Origin of the sequence: Sphingomonas sp. Leaf4, from assembly GCF_920939515.1 — a bacterium.
In the GTDB taxonomy this organism is placed as follows: domain Bacteria; phylum Pseudomonadota; class Alphaproteobacteria; order Sphingomonadales; family Sphingomonadaceae; genus Sphingomonas.
In genome coordinates this window covers 159,660-175,901 of the sequence record NZ_CAKLBB010000003.1, presented here as the reverse complement: position 1 = coordinate 175,901, position 16,242 = coordinate 159,660, and the positions used below count along the sequence as shown (strand labels likewise).

Here is a 16,242-nt window from a genome sequence, read left to right as displayed (position 1 = left end):
GACCTGTACCGGCGAGTCGCGTTGCCGCCCCCCACGCATCGCGGCGCGAGTATACGCGGCCCCGACGATCGTCCCAAAACAATATGTCGGCCAAGGTTTCCGGTGCGTCAGGCGACCTGTCGCACCGGCGTCGCGCCCGCCAGTTCGGCGCGGATCGCGGCGACCTCTTCGAGCAACCGGTTGATCTGCGCCTCGGCCCGCAGGTTGGTTTCGTAATCGAGCCGCACTTCCAGCCGGTCCTTCGCCGCCTGCCGGTTCTGGCTCATCATGATGATCGGCGCCTGCAATGCCGCCAGCATCGACAGCATCAGGTTGAGGAAGATGAACGGAAACGGATCGAACGCGCGTGTCCCCAGCACGATCGTGTTGAGCACCGCCCAGCCGATCAGGAACAGGCAGAACGACGAGATGAAGCCCCACGACCCGCCGATCGCGGCGACCCGGTCGGCAAGGCGTTCGCCCAGCGTCATCGTGTCGTCGAACGCGGCATTGGGATCGCGCACGGGCACGGCACGGCGGAAGGGATCGGTCAGGAACCGGAGGGTGGTGTTCATCGGGGAGTACCTCGCGCGGGACGACCGGCCGCATCGGCCGGTTCGCGCGCACCCCCCGAAACGATCAGGCGAGTGGCGGAAGCGGCCGATGCGGCGCGGTCGATCGACTGGAATCGTTGTCGGACATGGACCCATTCTCGGGACGTTGGCGGAGTCGAACGGACCACGGCGGGACCGTTCGGGCGGGCAGATGCGCCCGGCGGCGGCGGGCGTCAAGCAACGGAGACATTAAAAAACCGTCATGTCCGCGCGTGGGGACATGACGGTTTTTCGAAGCGACCGGAAACCGGCGGCAGAGGCTTACTTGGGCGCGAGCACCATCAGCATCTGGCGGCCTTCCATGCGCGGATAGGCTTCGACCTTGGCGATCTCGTGCAGGGCCTCGGCAACGCGCTGCAACACCGCCATGCCGAGCTGGCCGTGGCTCAGCTCGCGACCACGGAAGCGCATCGTCACCTTGACCTTGTCGCCCTCGCCGATGAATTCCTCGACCTTCTTCATCTTCGTATCATAATCATGATCGTCGATGTTCGGACGCATTTTGATCTCCTTGATCTCCTGCGTCTTCTGGGTCTTGCGGGCGAGGTTCGCCTTCTTCTGCGCCTCGTACTTGAACTTGCCGACGTCGAGGAACTTGGCGACCGGCGGATCGGCGTTCGGCGATACCTCGACCAGATCGAGCCCGACCTCGGCAGCGGCCTCGATGGCGGCGCGCGTGAACATCACACCCAGATTCTCACCCTCATGGTCGATCACGCGGACCTTGGGCGACTGGATGAATTCGTTGAATCGGGGGCCGTTCATCGGCGGCGGCGCATTGGGGCGTCGCATCATGGGCGGACGGATAGGTGCTGCTCCTGTAGTTGACCAAAGACCTATATAATCAATCTTGCGCGGTTACGAAAGGTTCCGCGCAAGATCGGGTGCCAGCGCCTCTTGCCGGAGCATCGCGACCAGTTCGTCCAGCGCGATTACCTGCTGTCCCTGGCTGCCCAGACGGCGCAGCGCGACGGTGCGTTCCTCCGCCTCGCGCTTGCCGACCACCACCAGCGCCGGGACCTTGGCCAGCGAATGTTCGCGCACCTTGTAGTTGATCTTCTCGTTGCGCAGGTCGGTTTCGACGCGGATGCCGGCGGCTTTCAGCGCGGCGGCGACCTCGTTGGCATAGTCGTCGGCGTCGGACACGATCGTCGCCACCACCGCCTGTACCGGCGATAGCCACATCGGCATGCGCCCGGCGTGATGTTCGATCAGGATGCCGAGGAAGCGTTCGAACGTGCCGAGGATCGCGCGGTGGAGCATCACCGGGCGGTGGCGGTTGCCGTCCTCGCCGACATAGGTCGCGTCGAGTCGTTCGGGCAGCACCCGGTCCGACTGGATCGTGCCGACCTGCCACGTCCGACCGATCGCGTCGGTCAGGTGGAATTCCAGCTTCGGGGCATAGAAGGCGCCTTCGCCGGGCAGTTCCTCGAACTTGTCCTTGATGTCGTCGGACAGGGTCGACGACAGCACCGCCTCGCGCAGTTCGGCCTCGGCCTTGTCCCACATGTCGTTGGAGCCGAAGCGCTTGTCCGGGCGCAGCGCCAGCTTCACCGCATAGTCGGTGAAACCCAGATCGCGGTAGACCGAGTCGAGCAGCTCGCAGAAGTCGCGGACCTCCTGCACCAACTGATCCTCGCGGCAGAAGATGTGCGCGTCGTCCTGCGTGAACTGGCGCACGCGCATGATGCCGTGGAGCGCGCCGTGCGGCTCGTTGCGGTGGCAGCAGCCGAATTCAGCCATGCGGATCGGCAGGTCGCGGTACGACTTGATCCCCTGACGAAAGATCAGGACGTGCGCCGGGCAGTTCATCGGCTTCAATGCCATCAGATCGGCATCGCCGCTCAGGATCGCGCCCTCATCCTCGGTATTGGGGATCTCGTCGGGAACGACGAACATGTTCTCGCGATATTTGCCCCAGTGGCCCGACTGTTCCCATTGCCGCGCGTCCATCAACTGCGGCGTCTTCACTTCCTGATAGGCGGTCGCGTCGAGCCGGCGGCGCATATACGCCTCAAGCTGCCGCCACATCATATAGCCCTTGGGGTGCCAGAACACCGACCCTTGCGCCTCGCTCTGGAGATGGAACAGGTCCATTTCCGCGCCCAGCTTGCGGTGGTCGCGCTTGGCGGCCTCCTCCAGTCGCGTCAGATGCGCGTCGAGCTGCTTCTTCGACAGCCAGCCGGTGCCGTAGATGCGGCTGAGCATCGCGTTCTTCTGATCGCCGCGCCAATAGGCCCCCGACACGCGGGTCAGCTTGAATGCCGCCGGATCGAGCTTGGCGGTCGATTCGAGGTGCGGCCCGCGACACATGTCGAGCCATTCGCCTTGGCGATAGATCGTCAGTTCCTCGCCCTCGGGCAGTTCGGCGGCCCACTCGGCCTTGAACGTCTCGCCCTGTGCGGTCCAGCGGTCGATCAGTTGCTGGCGCGTCACGACCTCGCGCACGAACTTTTCGCCGCGCGCGATGATCCGGCGCATCTCGGCCTCGATCAGCGGCAGATCCTCGTCGGTGAACATGCCGCGGCCCGGCGCGGGGGCGAAGTCATAGTAGAAGCCGTCGTCGGTCGCCGGGCCGAAGGTGATCTGCGTGCCGGGATAGAGCGTCTGCACCGCTTCGGCCAGAACGTGCGCGAAGTCGTGGCGGTGGAGTTCGAGCGCGTCGCTCTCGTCCTTCGCGGTCACGAGCGCCAGCGCGGCGTCGCCGTCGAACGGGCGGTTGAGATCGCGCACCTGTCCGTCGACCCTGGCGGCGATCGCCGCCTTGCGCAGCCCCGGCGAGATCGCGGCGGCGATGTCGGCAGGGGTAGTGCCCGGCGTCACCTCGCGGACGGCGCCGTCGGGGAGGGTGATGCGGAACAATGCGGACATGGAAGCGACCCGGTGTGCGAGGAAGGTAAACGCCTGCCGACTAGCCGTTGGGGCGGGGGAGGGCAAGGATGCGCGGCGGCCTCACTCCACCGCCGCGCCCTTGTCCGAATAGGTGATGCGGATGCGGACCCACACCCCGATCAGCGGCTTGCCGCCGACGCGCGGCGGCACGATGCGGAACTGCCACGCCGCCTGCCGCACCGCGCCGGCCAGCCCCGATCCCCGCGCCGACTGGCCGATCTCGCGGCAGTCGGTGACTTGATTGTTCGGGATGGTGCGGCACGCGATCTCGCCCCAGCCGGGCTGGGCGCGCGGCGACAGATAGGTCGACAGCTCGGCATGGGTCGGGCGGCGATACCAGTCGGCGGCATAGAGCCGGTCGCCGCCGCCGCTGCCGCCGCCGGCATCGGCCACCGCGTCGCCATCGCCGCTGTCGCCCTTGGCGGCACCGCTCCCGGCCCCCTCGGTCGCCGCGCTCTTGCCCGGGGCGATCGCGGCACGGGCGAAGTCGCGCCCGGTCATCGGGATCACCCGCGACCAGATGTCGTCGCTGGGCGCGGTCGGCACCGGCGGGGGCGGCGGAATGTCGGGCGGGGGGGCGACCCGCTCGACCGGGGCTGCGGTCGCGGCGCTGCCCGATGCCGCCTTGCGCGCCGCCTGTTTCGCCGGGGCGGCGGCCGGGGCGACCCGGTCGGCGGGCAGCATGTCGACCACCAGCGCCGATTCGGGGCCGGGCGGCGGCGACATGATCGTCGGCGCGATGTGCAGCAGCAGCCACAGGATCAGCAGGTGGATGCCGACGACCAGCGCCAGCGTCGCCACGCGCCGGCGCAGCGGTACGGGCGCCTGCGCGGAATATCGTTCCTGAATCACCTGCGTCGCCACCGGACCGGCCCTTAGCGCAGGCGCGACCGGCGGGCGACGGGAATCATGCGGCGCGGCGGACGGTTCGGAGTCGGTTTGAAAACTCGCGAAAGTGCGAGTTTCGGGTCAGTGCCAGCCCGCTCCCCTTCCCCGCCACCCACGCAAGTATCCTGAATGGGTGGCGGGGAGGGGGAGCGGGCTGGCACCGCCACTCAATGCGCCGCAGCCGAACGCGCCCGGCCGACGACGAAATCGTGCAGTTCGGCGGGATGATCGCTCTGGATCATCGAGACGCCGCCCCGGATCAGCCGCCCCCATACCGCATCGGGATCGGCCAGCGCGGCGGTATCGCCACCGATGCCGCTCACGAAGCCTTCCCACAGGCTGTTCGCCCACAGTCGCCCGCCGGCCTTGCGCGCGGCTTCCACGACACTGGCGAGGTCCGACAGCGCCATGCGCGGAATCTCATAGCCGACCGGGCGGACCGTCGCCTGCGACTGGCGTTCGATCACCTGCGCCAGATCGGTGGTGCCCGACAGCATCGGCATGAACGGGACGGCGGCATAGGGCGCCAGCCCGGCGAGCGGCGGGCTGGCGATCCCCGCCGTCGCCTTCACCAGCACCCGCCCCTCGGCCCCGGCGCGCCGCACCGCCTCGATTACTTCGATGTAAACCGAATCCTTGACGTCGAGGTTGAGGACGATCCGCCCCGCCGCCGCCGCGAGCATCGTGTCGAGCGTCACGACCCGGCGGTCGGTCAGCGCCGCACCGGCCCCGCCGAGATCGTCGCGCAGCCGCAGCGCCTGAATCTGCGCGAGCGTCAGGTCGGCGACCCGGCCGTGCCCGTCGGTCGTCCGGTCGACGGTGGCGTCGTGGATCATCACCAGATGCCCGTCGCGCGTCATCCGCACGTCGGTTTCCATCACGTCGATCCCCTTGGCGACGCAATGCTCCAGCGCCGCCAGCGAGTTTTCGGGTGCGCTGCCCAGGCCCCTGATCGTGGCATGGCAGCCGCGATGGGCGATCACGACCGGGCCGGCGGCGGGATCGGCGATCCGTGCCATGATGCGCAACGCCGGGTCCAGCTCGCGCCGCGCGGCGTCGAGGTCACGCCGGAATCCGGCATCGCCGTGCAGCCGAGCGACCATCGCCGCCGCCGCCTGCCGCCCGGCGGCGACCGCGCTGGCATTATGCGCGCCACAGATGATCCGGCTTTCGCCATATTCCCGGCCCCGCGCGAGGATGTCGCTCGCCCGCGCGGGCAACAGTTCGGCCAGCACCAGCGCGACCGACGTGCCCCATGCCGTATGGCCCGAGGGATAATCGTAGCTGTTCTCCAGCGCGGCGCGCGGCTGGCAGATCGCACCGGCATCGACCAGGAACGGGCGGCGGCGGGCATAACCGCGTTTGGCGACGTTCACCGCCGCCGCCACGTCGCCGCGCATCCGCGTCAGCAACCTTGCCAGCACCGGCGTCGCCTCGAGCGACAGCGGCTGGCCCGCCGCCGCCGTGAAGTCCGCGAGCATGGCGGGGGTGCTTTCATCGACGTCCGCGATCGCCTGTCGCCAGCGCGGCGTGCCCTCCTGCGACCGGGTCGCCCGGAACGTCGCGCGATCGGCTGCGTCCTCGCTTGATCCGGTCACGGGCGGCTGCGGCAGGACGTCGCGCAACGCGACGCCCGGCCCGGCCAGATAAGGTTGCCCGGCGGCGGGCGCCGCCAGCGCGAGCAACGGCAGCAGGACCGTGTACCGCATCAGTAGCGGACCAGCGCGCCGATGTAGAAGGCGCGCCCGTTGTTGATCTCCTCGCGCAGCAGTCCGAAGCCCGGTCCGAACAGGCGCTGCGGGCGGAAGTTGGTCAGGTTCTTGCCCTGCGCCACGATGGTGAAGCGACGGTCGAGCTTCAGGCGGATCTGCGCGTCGAACAGGTCGCTGGTCGCATAGCGCCGGTCCTGCAACGGATCGGACGTGGAAACCGAGAAGAGGACGGGCGACAGGTGGTTCCACGCACCCTGCACCTGCACCGGTCCGGCGGTATAGAACAGCTTGGCGTTGGCGACGGTGTTGGCGCTTTCGAACAGGCCGGACAATTGCCGCGTGCCCAGGCCGTTCGGCGACACCACGCTCGGCGGCGTCGGATCGAGCAGCGTGACGTTGGCGGAAAAGCCGAAGCCGGCGAGCGGGCCGGGCAGGAAGCGCATCCGCGACACCACCGCGTTCAGCTCCACCCCCTTGATCTGCGACGTGCTGCCGTTGACCGGACGGATGCGCGTGACCAGCGTGGGCGTGCCGTCGACCGTCTCGATCGCCTGATTGCGCGCGGTCAGGATCTCGTTCCGGATGTCCTTCAGGAACAGCCCGGCGGAGAACAGGATGTCGCGGTCGACATAGAATTCGGCGCTGATGTCATAGTTACTGGCAAGACGCGGTTTCAGGTCGGGATTGCCGCTGGTGATCGTCCGCCCGCCGCCATCGGCCTGCGAGAAGATCGACACGACCTCGCGCGCCGCCAGATCGTCGTAATTGGGGCGGCCGAGCGTCCGGCTGGCGGCGGCGCGCAGCTTGAACCGGTCGCTGACGTTCCAGTTCACCTGTGCCGAGGGCAGCCAATAGCCGTAATCCTGCTCGCGCTGACCGAACACGAAACTGGTGACGCCGGCCCGCGTGTTGCTGGAGGTCGAGGTGGTGCGCAGGTCGGTCTGTTCGTAGCGTACTCCGCTCGTCACCTCGATCGCATCGGTCGCGTAGCGCGTCATGACGTAGCCCGCGAGAATGTCCTCGCCCAGCGAATAGTCGGGCGTCAGGCTGGCCGAGGTGTTGGCGGTATTCGCGCTGAAGCCGCTGCCGTTGGCGGCGAAGAAATCGGCGGCGAGCCGGGGGTCGACGAACAGCATCGGCTGGTTGCCGCTGTTATAGGCGGAGAAGCGCGCATCGGGATCGTCGACTGCCGACAGCAGGAAATTGCTCGTCGACAGCGGGCGGAAATTCAGGACGGTGAAATCGTAGCGGCGGTTGAGGAACCGGGCATAGGCTCCGGTCTGGACGCCCCAGCCACGTTCTTCGGCCGTCATGTTGACGCCCAGATTGGCCTGCGCGGTCAGCGCGCGTTCGCGGTTGTTGTCGGCGGTCGTGCCATATTCGAACTGGCGGTAATTGGCCGGATCGAAGGCATAGCCGGCATTGGCGAAGGTGAAGCGGGGAAAGTCGCCGGGCGTGATCGCATAGCGATAGGCGAGGTTCGGCGTATTGGCGATGCGATAGGTCGCGAGCGTCGCATCCTGACGATAGGTCGACACCGCATAGTTGACGCCGAAATCGGCACGGACGGTGTCGGCGGGGGTCAGTTCGGCATGGAAGTCGCCGTAGCGCACCCGGCGTTGCTGGGCGAACTGCGCCAGATCGACCTGCGCATTGGCATTGGCCACCGATCCGCCGCTTGCCGTCACGTCGGCGAAGTTGGTGTAGCGGTTGGTGGCCGCCGTCACCGCAGTATTGGCGATGACGATGTTCGACTGGCGCTCCTCGTCGTTGGTGTGGCGGAAGTCGGCCAGCGTGAACGCGGCGCGAAACAGGATATGGTCGTCGAATTCCAGCTTGCCGAACGCGCCGTAGCGCTGACGGACGTTGTCATAGTGCAGCCAGCGGCGGCGATCCGGCGCGACGAGGGCATTCGACACGTCGTTCGCCGGCGATGTCAGCCGCCCGCCCGTCGCCGGATCGAAATACAGATAATTGTCGGTCGCCGAATTGAGCGAGGCCGAGTCGCGGCGGAAATAGCTGGCCGACACGACGAAGCCGAACTTGCGCTCGGGGCCGAAGGTGGCGGCGGCGATCAGTTCGGCCTGGCCCGACGGGGTCGCATCGGCGCGGACCCGGCGATAGTCCCAGGTGCCGATGTCGAAACGCCCGCCGAGGAAGCCCTTGCCGCCATTGTCGAACGCGCTGCGCGTGCGCAGGTTGGCAACCCCGCCGATCGCGTTGCCGTTCATCGCGGCGTTGACCGACTTGTACACCTCGACCCGTGAGGCGAGCGACGAGGGGATGACGTCGAGAGAGACGTTGCGGCGGCCGACCTCGTTGGCGGGCAGCGTCACGCCGTCGATCTGGACGAGGTTGTAGTCGGCGTTGAGGCCGCGAATCGACAGGAATTGCGCTTCGCCGCGCGCGTTGTTCTGCACGGTCGAAACACCCGGCACGCGGGTCAGCGCCTCGCCCAGACCGAAGTCGGGCAGCGTGCCGATCTCGTCGGCGCTGATGCTGTCCGAAATGACGGCGATCGTGCGCTTCGCCTCGATCTCGCGCAGCGCCTGAAGCGGCGCGCCGGTGACGACGATCTCGCCTTCGGCCTCGTCCTGCGGCGTGCCGGCGGCGGGCGCGGGCGGCACGCCCTGCGCCATGGCGGGCGCGGCGATGGCCGATGACAGCAACAGGATCGCGCGTGTCGTAACGAACAGTTTCATGGTGTTTCCCCTCTATCCCCGATCTGGTCGGGCGGTTATTATTCACTATAGGTGACATAACTGTGACGGTATGGGAAGACGCAAACATGATTGGATGGGAACGGGAAAAATGATGACGTCGAAGATGCTGATGGCGCTTGCCGGGATGATGGCGCACGGACCCGCCGCCGCATCGGAGCGGCTCTATGCCTGTGGCGACGATCAGATTCGCGAATATCGGGTGAGCGGCGAATCGGTGGTCGAAACCTGGCGCTGGAGCGCGGCGGCGGCCGAGGATCTGCCCGCCGCCTATCGCACGAAGCTGCTGGCGCATATCGACGACTGCAAGCCGGTCGACGGTGGCCGGGCGATCCTCGTCACCGCCTCGACCGGCGGGGTGGTGCTGGTCGACCGGGCGACCGGCAAGGTCCGGTTCCGCGCGACCGCGCCGATGGCGCATTCGGCCGACCTGCTGCCCGGCGGCTATGCCGCCGTCGCGCTGTCGATCCATCCGCGCGGCGACCGGCTGGAACTCTACCGCCTGTCGCAGAGCGAAACCCCGCTGCTCACCCTGCCGCTGCCCTCGGGCCATGGCGCGGTGTGGGACGCCCGCCGCAAGCGGCTGTTCGCGCTGTCGCACGACATGGTGCAGGCGTTCTCGTTCGATCCGCGCGCGGCCACCCCGCAACTCGTCGAAACGCAGCGCTGGACGTTGCCGGGGCGGCGCGACGGGCATGACCTGTCGCCGACTCCCGATGGCGGCTATGTCGTCACCACCGACGATGGCGCATGGACCTTCGATCCGGCGCGCGGCCGGTTCACGCCGATCGCGGCGCTCAACCCGAAGCTGAAGGTCAAGTCGGTCAGCGTGTCGGCCCGTGCGACCGCATGGGTGCAGGCCGAGGAAAGCTGGTGGGCGCACGGCTTCACCGTCGCCAACCGCGCCATGGCCGCGCCGCGTCGGATCGAAACGCCGGGCATGCGGCTCTACAAGGTCCGCTGGCTCCGCTGAGCGCCGGCCCGGCGGCGATCCCGATACGGTCGTGCTTGACAGCGGTGCGCCGACGCCGCTTTTCAGGCCGATGAACGGGATCACCGCCGGGGCGTTTCCAGCCCATTTTCTTCGGGACGATGGCCGACGGACCGCGACCGCCAACGAACGGCTGGTCATGGATTTGCTGTCGCGGCTGGGGCCTTCCAGCCGCGCCGACCTTGCACGACTGACCGGGCTTGCCCCCCATTCGATCACCCGGCTGGTCGAACCGCTGATCGCGCGCGGCCTGTTGCACGAAGCCGCCCCGATCGCCGCCGGTCGCGGCAAGCCCGCCGCCAAGCTGGCGCTGGAGGGGGGCGCGGCGTTCGCGGTCGGGCTGTCGGTGATGACCGATGCCGTCTCGCTCGTGCTGCTCGATCTGGCCGGCACCGTTGAGGCGGCGCGGACCGAGCGGCTGGTCGACACCGGCATCGATCGCGCCTGCCACCAGATCCGCCGGATGATCGACCATGCCGTCGCCGACGCAGGCCGCGATCCGGCGACGCTGGTCGGCATCGGGATTGGCGTCACCGGCTATTTCATCGGCGATGGCGCGCGGCTCAACCCGCCACGGCTGCTCGATCCATGGGCGCTGGTCCCACTCGACACGATATTGGCCGACGCGCTCGGGCAAAAGGTGTGGATCGACAACGACGGCAACGTCGCCGCGATCGGCGAGGCGATGCTCGGCCACGGTCGCAGCGTGCGCGACTTCGCCTATCTCTATTTCTCGGCCGGGTTCGGCGGCGGCATCATCGCGCAGGGGCTGCCGTTGCGTGGGAGCCATGGCAACGCCGGCGAATTTGCGTCGATCCTGCCGGTCGACTGGCCGCAGCCGAACCTCGAGGCGCTACGGCTGACCTTCGCCGCGATGGGGACCGCCTATCCCGACCTGCATTCGATGCTCGCCGCGTTCGACGTCGACCATCCGGCGGTCGGCGTCTGGCTCGACCGCAGCATCCCCTCGCTCGATCTGGTGGTGTCCGCGATCTCGGCAGTGGCCGACCCGGCGATGATCGTGCTGGGCGGACGCCTGCCCCCCGCCTTGGCCGCGCGAATCATCGATCGGGTCCGCTTCACCAACCCGGAACGCCGCGGCCATCACCGGCCTGCCCCCCGGATCATATCCTCGGTCATCGACGGCGACGCTGCCGCGATCGGCGCCGCGACCCTGCCGCTGCGCGCCGCGTTCTTCGATCCCGACGGGATAAGCCCTGACTGACGGTCGGTTGGAGCGGGTGAAGGGAATCGAACCCTCGTCGTAAGCTTGGGAAGCTTCTGCTCTACCATTGAGCTACACCCGCAACGGGTGGGGAGCGCCATGCGGTCCCGCCGTCGATCGCTATGGTTTCCACCAGCGATGCGTGCGCCTTATCGCGTTGTTCCGTCGGGTGCAAGCAGGGGGTGGCGATCGGGCGCCCGGCGGCGGTCCGTCCTGTCGGCGGGGCAGGGCATCGCGGTTACGAACCCTGCTTAACCCGCATTTAACCCTGTCCGCCTACCTCGATACCCATGAGTTTCGAGACGGGAGCGGGCATAGTGCGGATCTTGATCGTGGACGACGAATCGGCGGTCCATGACGCCTATCGCCGGTCGTTCCGGCGCGACGACACCGCCGATATGCTGGGCGCGATGGCCGCCGAGCTGTTCGACGACGTCGAGGCGACGGTCGCGGCCGATGAGCCCGATTTCCGGCTGATCCACCATACCCAGGGGCTGGACGCGGTCGCGGCGGTCGAACGCGGTATCGCGGAGGGTGATCGCTTCGCCGTCGCGTTCATCGACGTGCGGATGCCGCCCGGCATCGACGGGCGCGAGACGGCGACCCGCATCCGCGCGCTCGACCCCGATGTGCAGATCGTGATCGTCACCGGCTATTCCGACTTCTCCCCGCTGGAGATCAGCCGCGCCGCCGGCCCGGCGGACAAGATCTTCTATCTCGCCAAGCCGTTCGAGGTGGAGGAAATCCGCCAGATGGCGACCGCGCTGTCGCACCGCTGGCAGTCCGACCGCGAACTGGCCGACATGCGCGCCGCGCTGGCGGCGAAGGTCGAGCAACTGGAGGAACAGGCGCTCGAACTGGCGGCGAACGAGAGCAAGGCCATCCACATGGCCAACCACGACGTGCTGACCGAGGCGCCCAACCGCCTCGCGTTCCTGCGCGCGCTGACCGAACAGGTGCGTGGGGCCGAGACCTTCGCGATGGCGATGATCGATCTCGACCGGTTCAAGCTGGTCAACGACACGCTCGGCCATCTGGCGGGCGACGAGCTGATCCGCATGACCTGTACGATCCTGACCGAACAGGTCGCGGGCGAAGGATTCGTCGCCCGGCTGGGCGGCGACGAGTTCGGCGTGCTGATGCCCGTCACCGGCGAGGATGATGCGGTGATGCGCTGCGAGCGGCTGGTCCTTGCCTGTTCGACCAGTTTCCGGGTGTTCGGCCATTCGGTGCAGGGCGCGGCGTCGGTCGGCGTGGTCATCGTCGAAGGCGATACCGGGCGCGAACCCGTCGACGTCATGCGTCGCGCCGACCTCGCGCTGAACGAAGCCAAGCGTTCGGGGCGCGGGGTGGTGCGCGTGTTCGACGACAGCATGGACGAATCGATCCGCTTCCGCCGCCAGATCGAAAGTGGCCTTGCCGAAGCGATCGCCAATGGCGAACTGAGCCTCGTCTATCAGCCGATCGTGTCGCGCAACACGCTGGACGTCGTCGCGTTCGAGGCGCTGCTGCGCTGGAACAGCCCGACCTATGGCGCGATCAGCCCGGCGATGTTCATTCCGATCGCCGAGGAATCGAACCTGATCCACGAGCTGGGCGACTGGGTGCTCGATACCGCGCTGGCCATGCTGCCCAACTGGCCGGGGCAATATGTCTCGGTCAACTTCAGCCCCCGCCAGTTTCGGCGGCAGAATTTCGTCGGCCATGTGCTCGAAAAGGTGCAGCATACCGGCCTGCCGCCCAACCGGCTGCAGATCGAGATCACCGAAACCGCGATCTTCGACAATGCCGAACGCGCGGCGGAAACGCTCTACAAGCTCAGGCAGATGGGCTTCCGCATCGCGCTCGACGATTTCGGCACCGGCTATTCGTCGCTGTACAACATCCGCAAGTTCGCGCTCGATTGCCTGAAGATCGACCGCAGCTTCATCGACGGCATGGGCCGCGAGCGCGAGAGCGCGGCGATCGTCCATTCGATCATCCATCTCGGCCGCGCGCTGGGCCTCGAAGTCGTGGCCGAAGGGGTGGAAACCGATGCGCAGGTGCAGGCGCTGCGGGTTGCCGGCTGTTCGCATCTGCAAGGCTATTATCTCTCGCGCCCGGTTGCCGGCCCGGTGGCGATCGAGCTTGCCAACAACGGCCTGACCGGCGCGGCGCTGCCCGCCACCGGCACCTACGGCGGATGACCGCGCGGTTCCGGCGGGTGCGGCTGCCCCGTCCGCGCTCGCTCGGCGGCAAGCTCATCTGGATGCTGAGTGCCGCGGGCGTGATCGGCGCGGTCGCGATCATGGTGATGCTGGCCGCGGTCATCACCCCCAGTTTCGACCGGCTGGAGGAGCAGGCGGTGCAGGGCCATGTCGAGCGGACCCGCGCGGCGCTGCGCGAATTCGCCGGCAAGGTCGAAAGCGCGTCGCGCGACTATGGCGACTGGAACGACAGCTATGCCTATATGGCCGCGCCCAGTGCCGCGTTCGAGCGCGACAGTTTTTCGGTGCTGGCGATGGCCAATCTCGGCATGGACGGTATGGCCTATGTCGCGCCCGACCGCCGCATCGTGATCGCGCGCTGGGTCGATCAGGCGGCGGGGCGTGACGTGCCGGCGATGCGCGCGCAACTGGTGAAGGCGATCGGCGGGATCGATCTCGACGCGCAACTGGGGCCGCGCAGTTCGGCCAGCTTCTATATCCGGCTGGGCGACCGGCTGAGCGCGATCGGCGTCGCGCGCGTCCGGCGCAGCGACGGCAGCGGCGATCCACGCGGTTTCGTGCTGATGGCCCGCGCCATGTCCTCGAAGCAACTGGCGGCGCTGGTGCAGCTTCCCGCCGTTATCCGCTCCGATACGCAAGGGACGGCGTGGCGGATGACCACGCGGCCGCGTACCCTGTCGATCGCGGTGCCGATCGCCGGAGCGGACGGTCGCCCGGTCGCCGATGCCGCCTTCACCGTGCCGCGCGATCTGACGCTGCTCGGCCGGCAGATGCTGTGGCTGGCGGTCGGGGGCACGGTGTTGCTGCTTGCGCTCATGCTGCTGGTGCTGACGCGGATCGTCGCGCGGCTGGTGCTGCGGCCGCTGGCGCGGATCGAACGGCACATGCACGACGTCCGCGCGTCGGGCACGATGCGCGTGCTGCGCGAGGAACGGCGCGACGACGAGATCGGCTCGCTCGTCACCAGCTTCAACGCGATGCTGCGCCAGTTGAACGACCTGTCCGAACAGTTAGAGGCGCAGTCGTTCCGCCTCGGCCGGTCGGAAAGCGCGGTGGCGGTGATGCACAATGTCCGCAACGCCTTGTCGCCGATCAGCACGATCCTGTCGCACGGCCTCATCCAGCCACCGGTCGCCGACCGCGCGCTGCTCGACCGGGCGGTGGCCGAATTGGCCAACGACGATGTGGTCCCGGCACGGCGGCGCAAGCTGGCCGGGTTCATCACCGCCGCCACGCAGGCGGCGAGCGCGGCGCGGATCGAGCGCATGGCCCAGCTCGAGATCGGGCGGGCGGCGTTGCACAATGTCCTCGACATCATCGGCGAGCAGCAGCAGGCGGCGCATGAACGCCCGCCGCTCGACCCGTGCGACGTGACCGACATCGTCGCGCGCAACGCCGCGATTGCCCGCTATTCGGGCGAACATTCGATCGCCTTCTCGTTCCCGGCACAGCCCTATTGGGTGCTCGCCAACCGGGTGATTCTGAGCCAGGTGATCGGCAACCTGTTCGGCAACGCGGCCGAATCGATCGCCGCGCGGATCGGGGCGGGGGGGCAGATCACCGTGACGATCGCCGAGGCGCAGCACGACGTGACCGTGACGATTTCGGACGACGGCGAAGGCTTCGACCCGGCTACGGCTGCGCTGCTGTTCCAGCGCGGCTATTCGACGCGGTCGCACAAGTCGGGCGGCCTCGGGCTGCACTGGTGCGCCAATTCGATGGTCGCGATGGGCGGCGCGCTGCGGCTGGAGAGTGAGGGACCGGGGTGCGGGGCGCATGCGGTACTGACGCTACAGGCGGCGGAGGCAATGCAGGCGAGCGCTGCCGCCTGATCGAATCAAAAGCCGATCGACGCCTTGCCCGCGCCGACCGCGACTGATGGCGACGCATCGGGCAGGGTCGTGTCGTCGCGCCGACGCAGATAGGGGGCGACGACCCCCTTGGCGCGGAACCATTCCTGTCGCTCGGGCGGCAGGCCGGCGAAATTGCCGATCACCCGGCGACATTCGGGGGCGCGGCACTGGCACAGCATGTGCCAGTTGCTCTCGCTGAGCGTGGTCGAATAGTCCCACGCCACTTCCTCGCCCGCCGCGATGTCGCGCAGCGCGACCAGCCAGACGCCGTCGTCGGCGAAGCGCAGCCCCGCGTTGGGATCGCAACTATGGTTGACGAGGTCGTCGATCCGCCCTGACGGCCCCATATATTCATCGGGCGTTACCTGAACATACCGGTCGCTGTTGCCCAGCAATTGCTGCGGCACCCGCGCGGCACGCAGGCGGGGGCCGGTGAAGGGGAACAGCCGCGCACCCTCGCGGATGGCGGTATTGGCGAACACCGCCTTGCCGAGATGATTGGTGCCGACGCGGAACCGTTCGGCGATGGCGGTCGCTGTCAGCGCGCGCGCGCTGCGCCGGCGAGTGCCCCACAGCACCAGTCCCCATACCGCCGCATGCGACGCCAGCTCGACGATCGGATAGGCGAGTTCGCCGACGCTGCGCCCATGCGCGACACCCAGCGCGACCAGCAGCGTGGCAAGGTCGCCGATCGTCCACAGCCCCCATGCCGGTGAGCGTTCGCGCTGCGGATCGGCACGGGCGGCGACCCATGTCGGCCAGAAGCTGACCGGCACTGCCGCCACCACCAGCATATGCGCCCAGAAGGCATCGCGGAAGCCGAGCCACAGGACCAGCGCGCCGAGGCTGGCGACGATGCAGGCCGTTTCGCTCCGGCTGGGCGAGGCCCATGCCGACCGCCGCCAGATGCCCAGCATCACGAGGATGCAGGCAAGCGCCGAGACGAGCAGGACGATCGTCTGGAGCGCGCGGGGGTTGACCGCGGCATAGGTCGCCGCCTCGACGCCGGTGCCGATGCTCCAGATCAGCCACGAGGCGCGATTGGGTTCGACCAGATCACGCCGCAGCGCGCGCAGATACACCGCATAGCCTGCGATGTTCGCGACGAGCGCCACCATGATCCACGGATCGATCCCCACACGTCCCCCTTACCGAAACGTT

General features: G+C 68.1%; 11 protein-coding genes and 1 tRNA gene. 4 read left to right on the top strand and 8 right to left on the bottom strand.

Going from position 1 to position 16,242, the window contains the following annotated elements:
• Positions 1 to 107 precede the first annotated feature (107 nt).
• The 6 genes from LRA89_RS05565 to LRA89_RS05540 form a co-directional block, all read right to left on the bottom strand.
• Positions 108 to 554, bottom strand: a complete 447-nt coding sequence (locus LRA89_RS05565) for a DUF1003 domain-containing protein (protein ID WP_230769349.1) — start codon at positions 552 to 554, stop codon at positions 108 to 110.
• A 300-nt stretch (positions 555 to 854) separates the two neighbouring features.
• Positions 855 to 1,388, bottom strand: a complete 534-nt coding sequence (gene infC, locus LRA89_RS05560) for a translation initiation factor IF-3 (RefSeq protein WP_055760955.1) — start codon at positions 1,386 to 1,388, stop codon at positions 855 to 857.
• Positions 1,389 to 1,451: 63 nt separating this feature from the next.
• Complete coding sequence (gene thrS / locus LRA89_RS05555; RefSeq protein ID WP_230769348.1) at positions 1,452 to 3,464, bottom strand: threonine--tRNA ligase; 2,013 nt, start codon at positions 3,462 to 3,464, stop codon at positions 1,452 to 1,454.
• A gap of 81 nt (positions 3,465 to 3,545) precedes the next feature.
• On the bottom strand, positions 3,546 to 4,349 hold the full coding sequence (locus tag LRA89_RS05550) for a hypothetical protein (protein WP_230769347.1): 804 nt from the start codon (positions 4,347 to 4,349) through the stop codon (positions 3,546 to 3,548).
• Positions 4,350 to 4,540: 191 nt separating this feature from the next.
• The gene (locus LRA89_RS05545) at positions 4,541 to 6,082 is read right to left on the bottom strand and encodes a glycerophosphodiester phosphodiesterase family protein (protein WP_162236481.1); all 1,542 of its coding nucleotides are present in this window, start codon (positions 6,080 to 6,082) and stop codon (positions 4,541 to 4,543) included.
• Positions 6,082 to 8,787 (bottom strand): TonB-dependent receptor, encoded by a 2,706-nt coding sequence (locus LRA89_RS05540; protein ID WP_230769346.1) that lies wholly within the window; start codon positions 8,785 to 8,787, stop codon positions 6,082 to 6,084. The genes LRA89_RS05545 and LRA89_RS05540 overlap by 1 nt, the downstream gene beginning before the upstream one ends.
• A 112-nt stretch (positions 8,788 to 8,899) precedes the next feature.
• Here LRA89_RS05540 and LRA89_RS05535 point away from each other — a divergent pair, with 112 nt between their 5' ends.
• Positions 8,900 to 9,778 carry a DUF6528 family protein gene (locus LRA89_RS05535; protein ID WP_230769345.1) on the top strand — a complete coding sequence of 293 codons (879 nt, stop codon included), beginning with the start codon at positions 8,900 to 8,902 and terminating at the stop codon, positions 9,776 to 9,778.
• A 157-nt stretch (positions 9,779 to 9,935) separates the two neighbouring features.
• The gene (locus LRA89_RS05530; protein WP_230769344.1) at positions 9,936 to 11,021 is read left to right on the top strand and encodes an ROK family transcriptional regulator; all 1,086 of its coding nucleotides are present in this window, start codon (positions 9,936 to 9,938) and stop codon (positions 11,019 to 11,021) included.
• 8 nt (positions 11,022 to 11,029) lie between these two features.
• On the opposite strand, the gene LRA89_RS05525 is transcribed toward LRA89_RS05530, so the two are convergent.
• Positions 11,030 to 11,103, bottom strand: a tRNA-Gly gene (locus tag LRA89_RS05525).
• Positions 11,104 to 11,311: 208 nt separating this feature from the next.
• On the opposite strand from LRA89_RS05525, the gene LRA89_RS05520 reads away from it, so the two are divergent.
• Together LRA89_RS05520 and LRA89_RS05515 are read left to right on the top strand one after the other, a co-directional pair.
• Positions 11,312 to 13,207 carry a putative bifunctional diguanylate cyclase/phosphodiesterase gene (locus tag LRA89_RS05520; RefSeq protein WP_230769343.1) on the top strand — a complete coding sequence of 632 codons (1,896 nt, stop codon included), beginning with the start codon at positions 11,312 to 11,314 and terminating at the stop codon, positions 13,205 to 13,207.
• Positions 13,204 to 15,060 (top strand): CHASE4 domain-containing protein, encoded by a 1,857-nt coding sequence (locus LRA89_RS05515; RefSeq protein ID WP_055760936.1) that lies wholly within the window; start codon positions 13,204 to 13,206, stop codon positions 15,058 to 15,060. Before LRA89_RS05520 ends, LRA89_RS05515 begins: the two co-directional genes overlap by 4 nt.
• A gap of 5 nt (positions 15,061 to 15,065) precedes the next feature.
• Here the strand turns inward: LRA89_RS05515 and LRA89_RS05510 are convergent, their stop codons facing one another.
• Complete coding sequence (locus LRA89_RS05510; RefSeq protein ID WP_230769342.1) at positions 15,066 to 16,220, bottom strand: SET domain-containing protein; 1,155 nt, start codon at positions 16,218 to 16,220, stop codon at positions 15,066 to 15,068.
• Positions 16,221 to 16,242: the final 22 nt, after the last annotated feature.

What these genes read in the sequence shown, in the direction of transcription:
- LRA89_RS05530 (WP_230769344.1), top strand. Translation starts at nt 9,936, where the DNA reads ATGGATTTGCTGTCGCGGCTGGGGCCTTCCAGCCGCGCCGACCTTGCA.
- LRA89_RS05535 (WP_230769345.1), top strand. Translation starts at nt 8,900, where the DNA reads ATGACGTCGAAGATGCTGATGGCGCTTGCCGGGATGATGGCGCACGGA.
- LRA89_RS05540 (WP_230769346.1), bottom strand. Translation starts at nt 8,787, where the DNA reads ATGAAACTGTTCGTTACGACACGCGCGATCCTGTTGCTGTCATCGGCC.
- LRA89_RS05520 (WP_230769343.1), top strand. Translation starts at nt 11,312, where the DNA reads ATGAGTTTCGAGACGGGAGCGGGCATAGTGCGGATCTTGATCGTGGAC.
- infC (WP_055760955.1), bottom strand. Translation starts at nt 1,388, where the DNA reads ATGATGCGACGCCCCAATGCGCCGCCGCCGATGAACGGCCCCCGATTC.
- thrS (WP_230769348.1), bottom strand. Translation starts at nt 3,464, where the DNA reads ATGTCCGCATTGTTCCGCATCACCCTCCCCGACGGCGCCGTCCGCGAG.
- LRA89_RS05515 (WP_055760936.1), top strand. Translation starts at nt 13,204, where the DNA reads ATGACCGCGCGGTTCCGGCGGGTGCGGCTGCCCCGTCCGCGCTCGCTC.
- LRA89_RS05545 (WP_162236481.1), bottom strand. Translation starts at nt 6,082, where the DNA reads ATGCGGTACACGGTCCTGCTGCCGTTGCTCGCGCTGGCGGCGCCCGCC.
- LRA89_RS05565 (WP_230769349.1), bottom strand. Translation starts at nt 554, where the DNA reads ATGAACACCACCCTCCGGTTCCTGACCGATCCCTTCCGCCGTGCCGTG.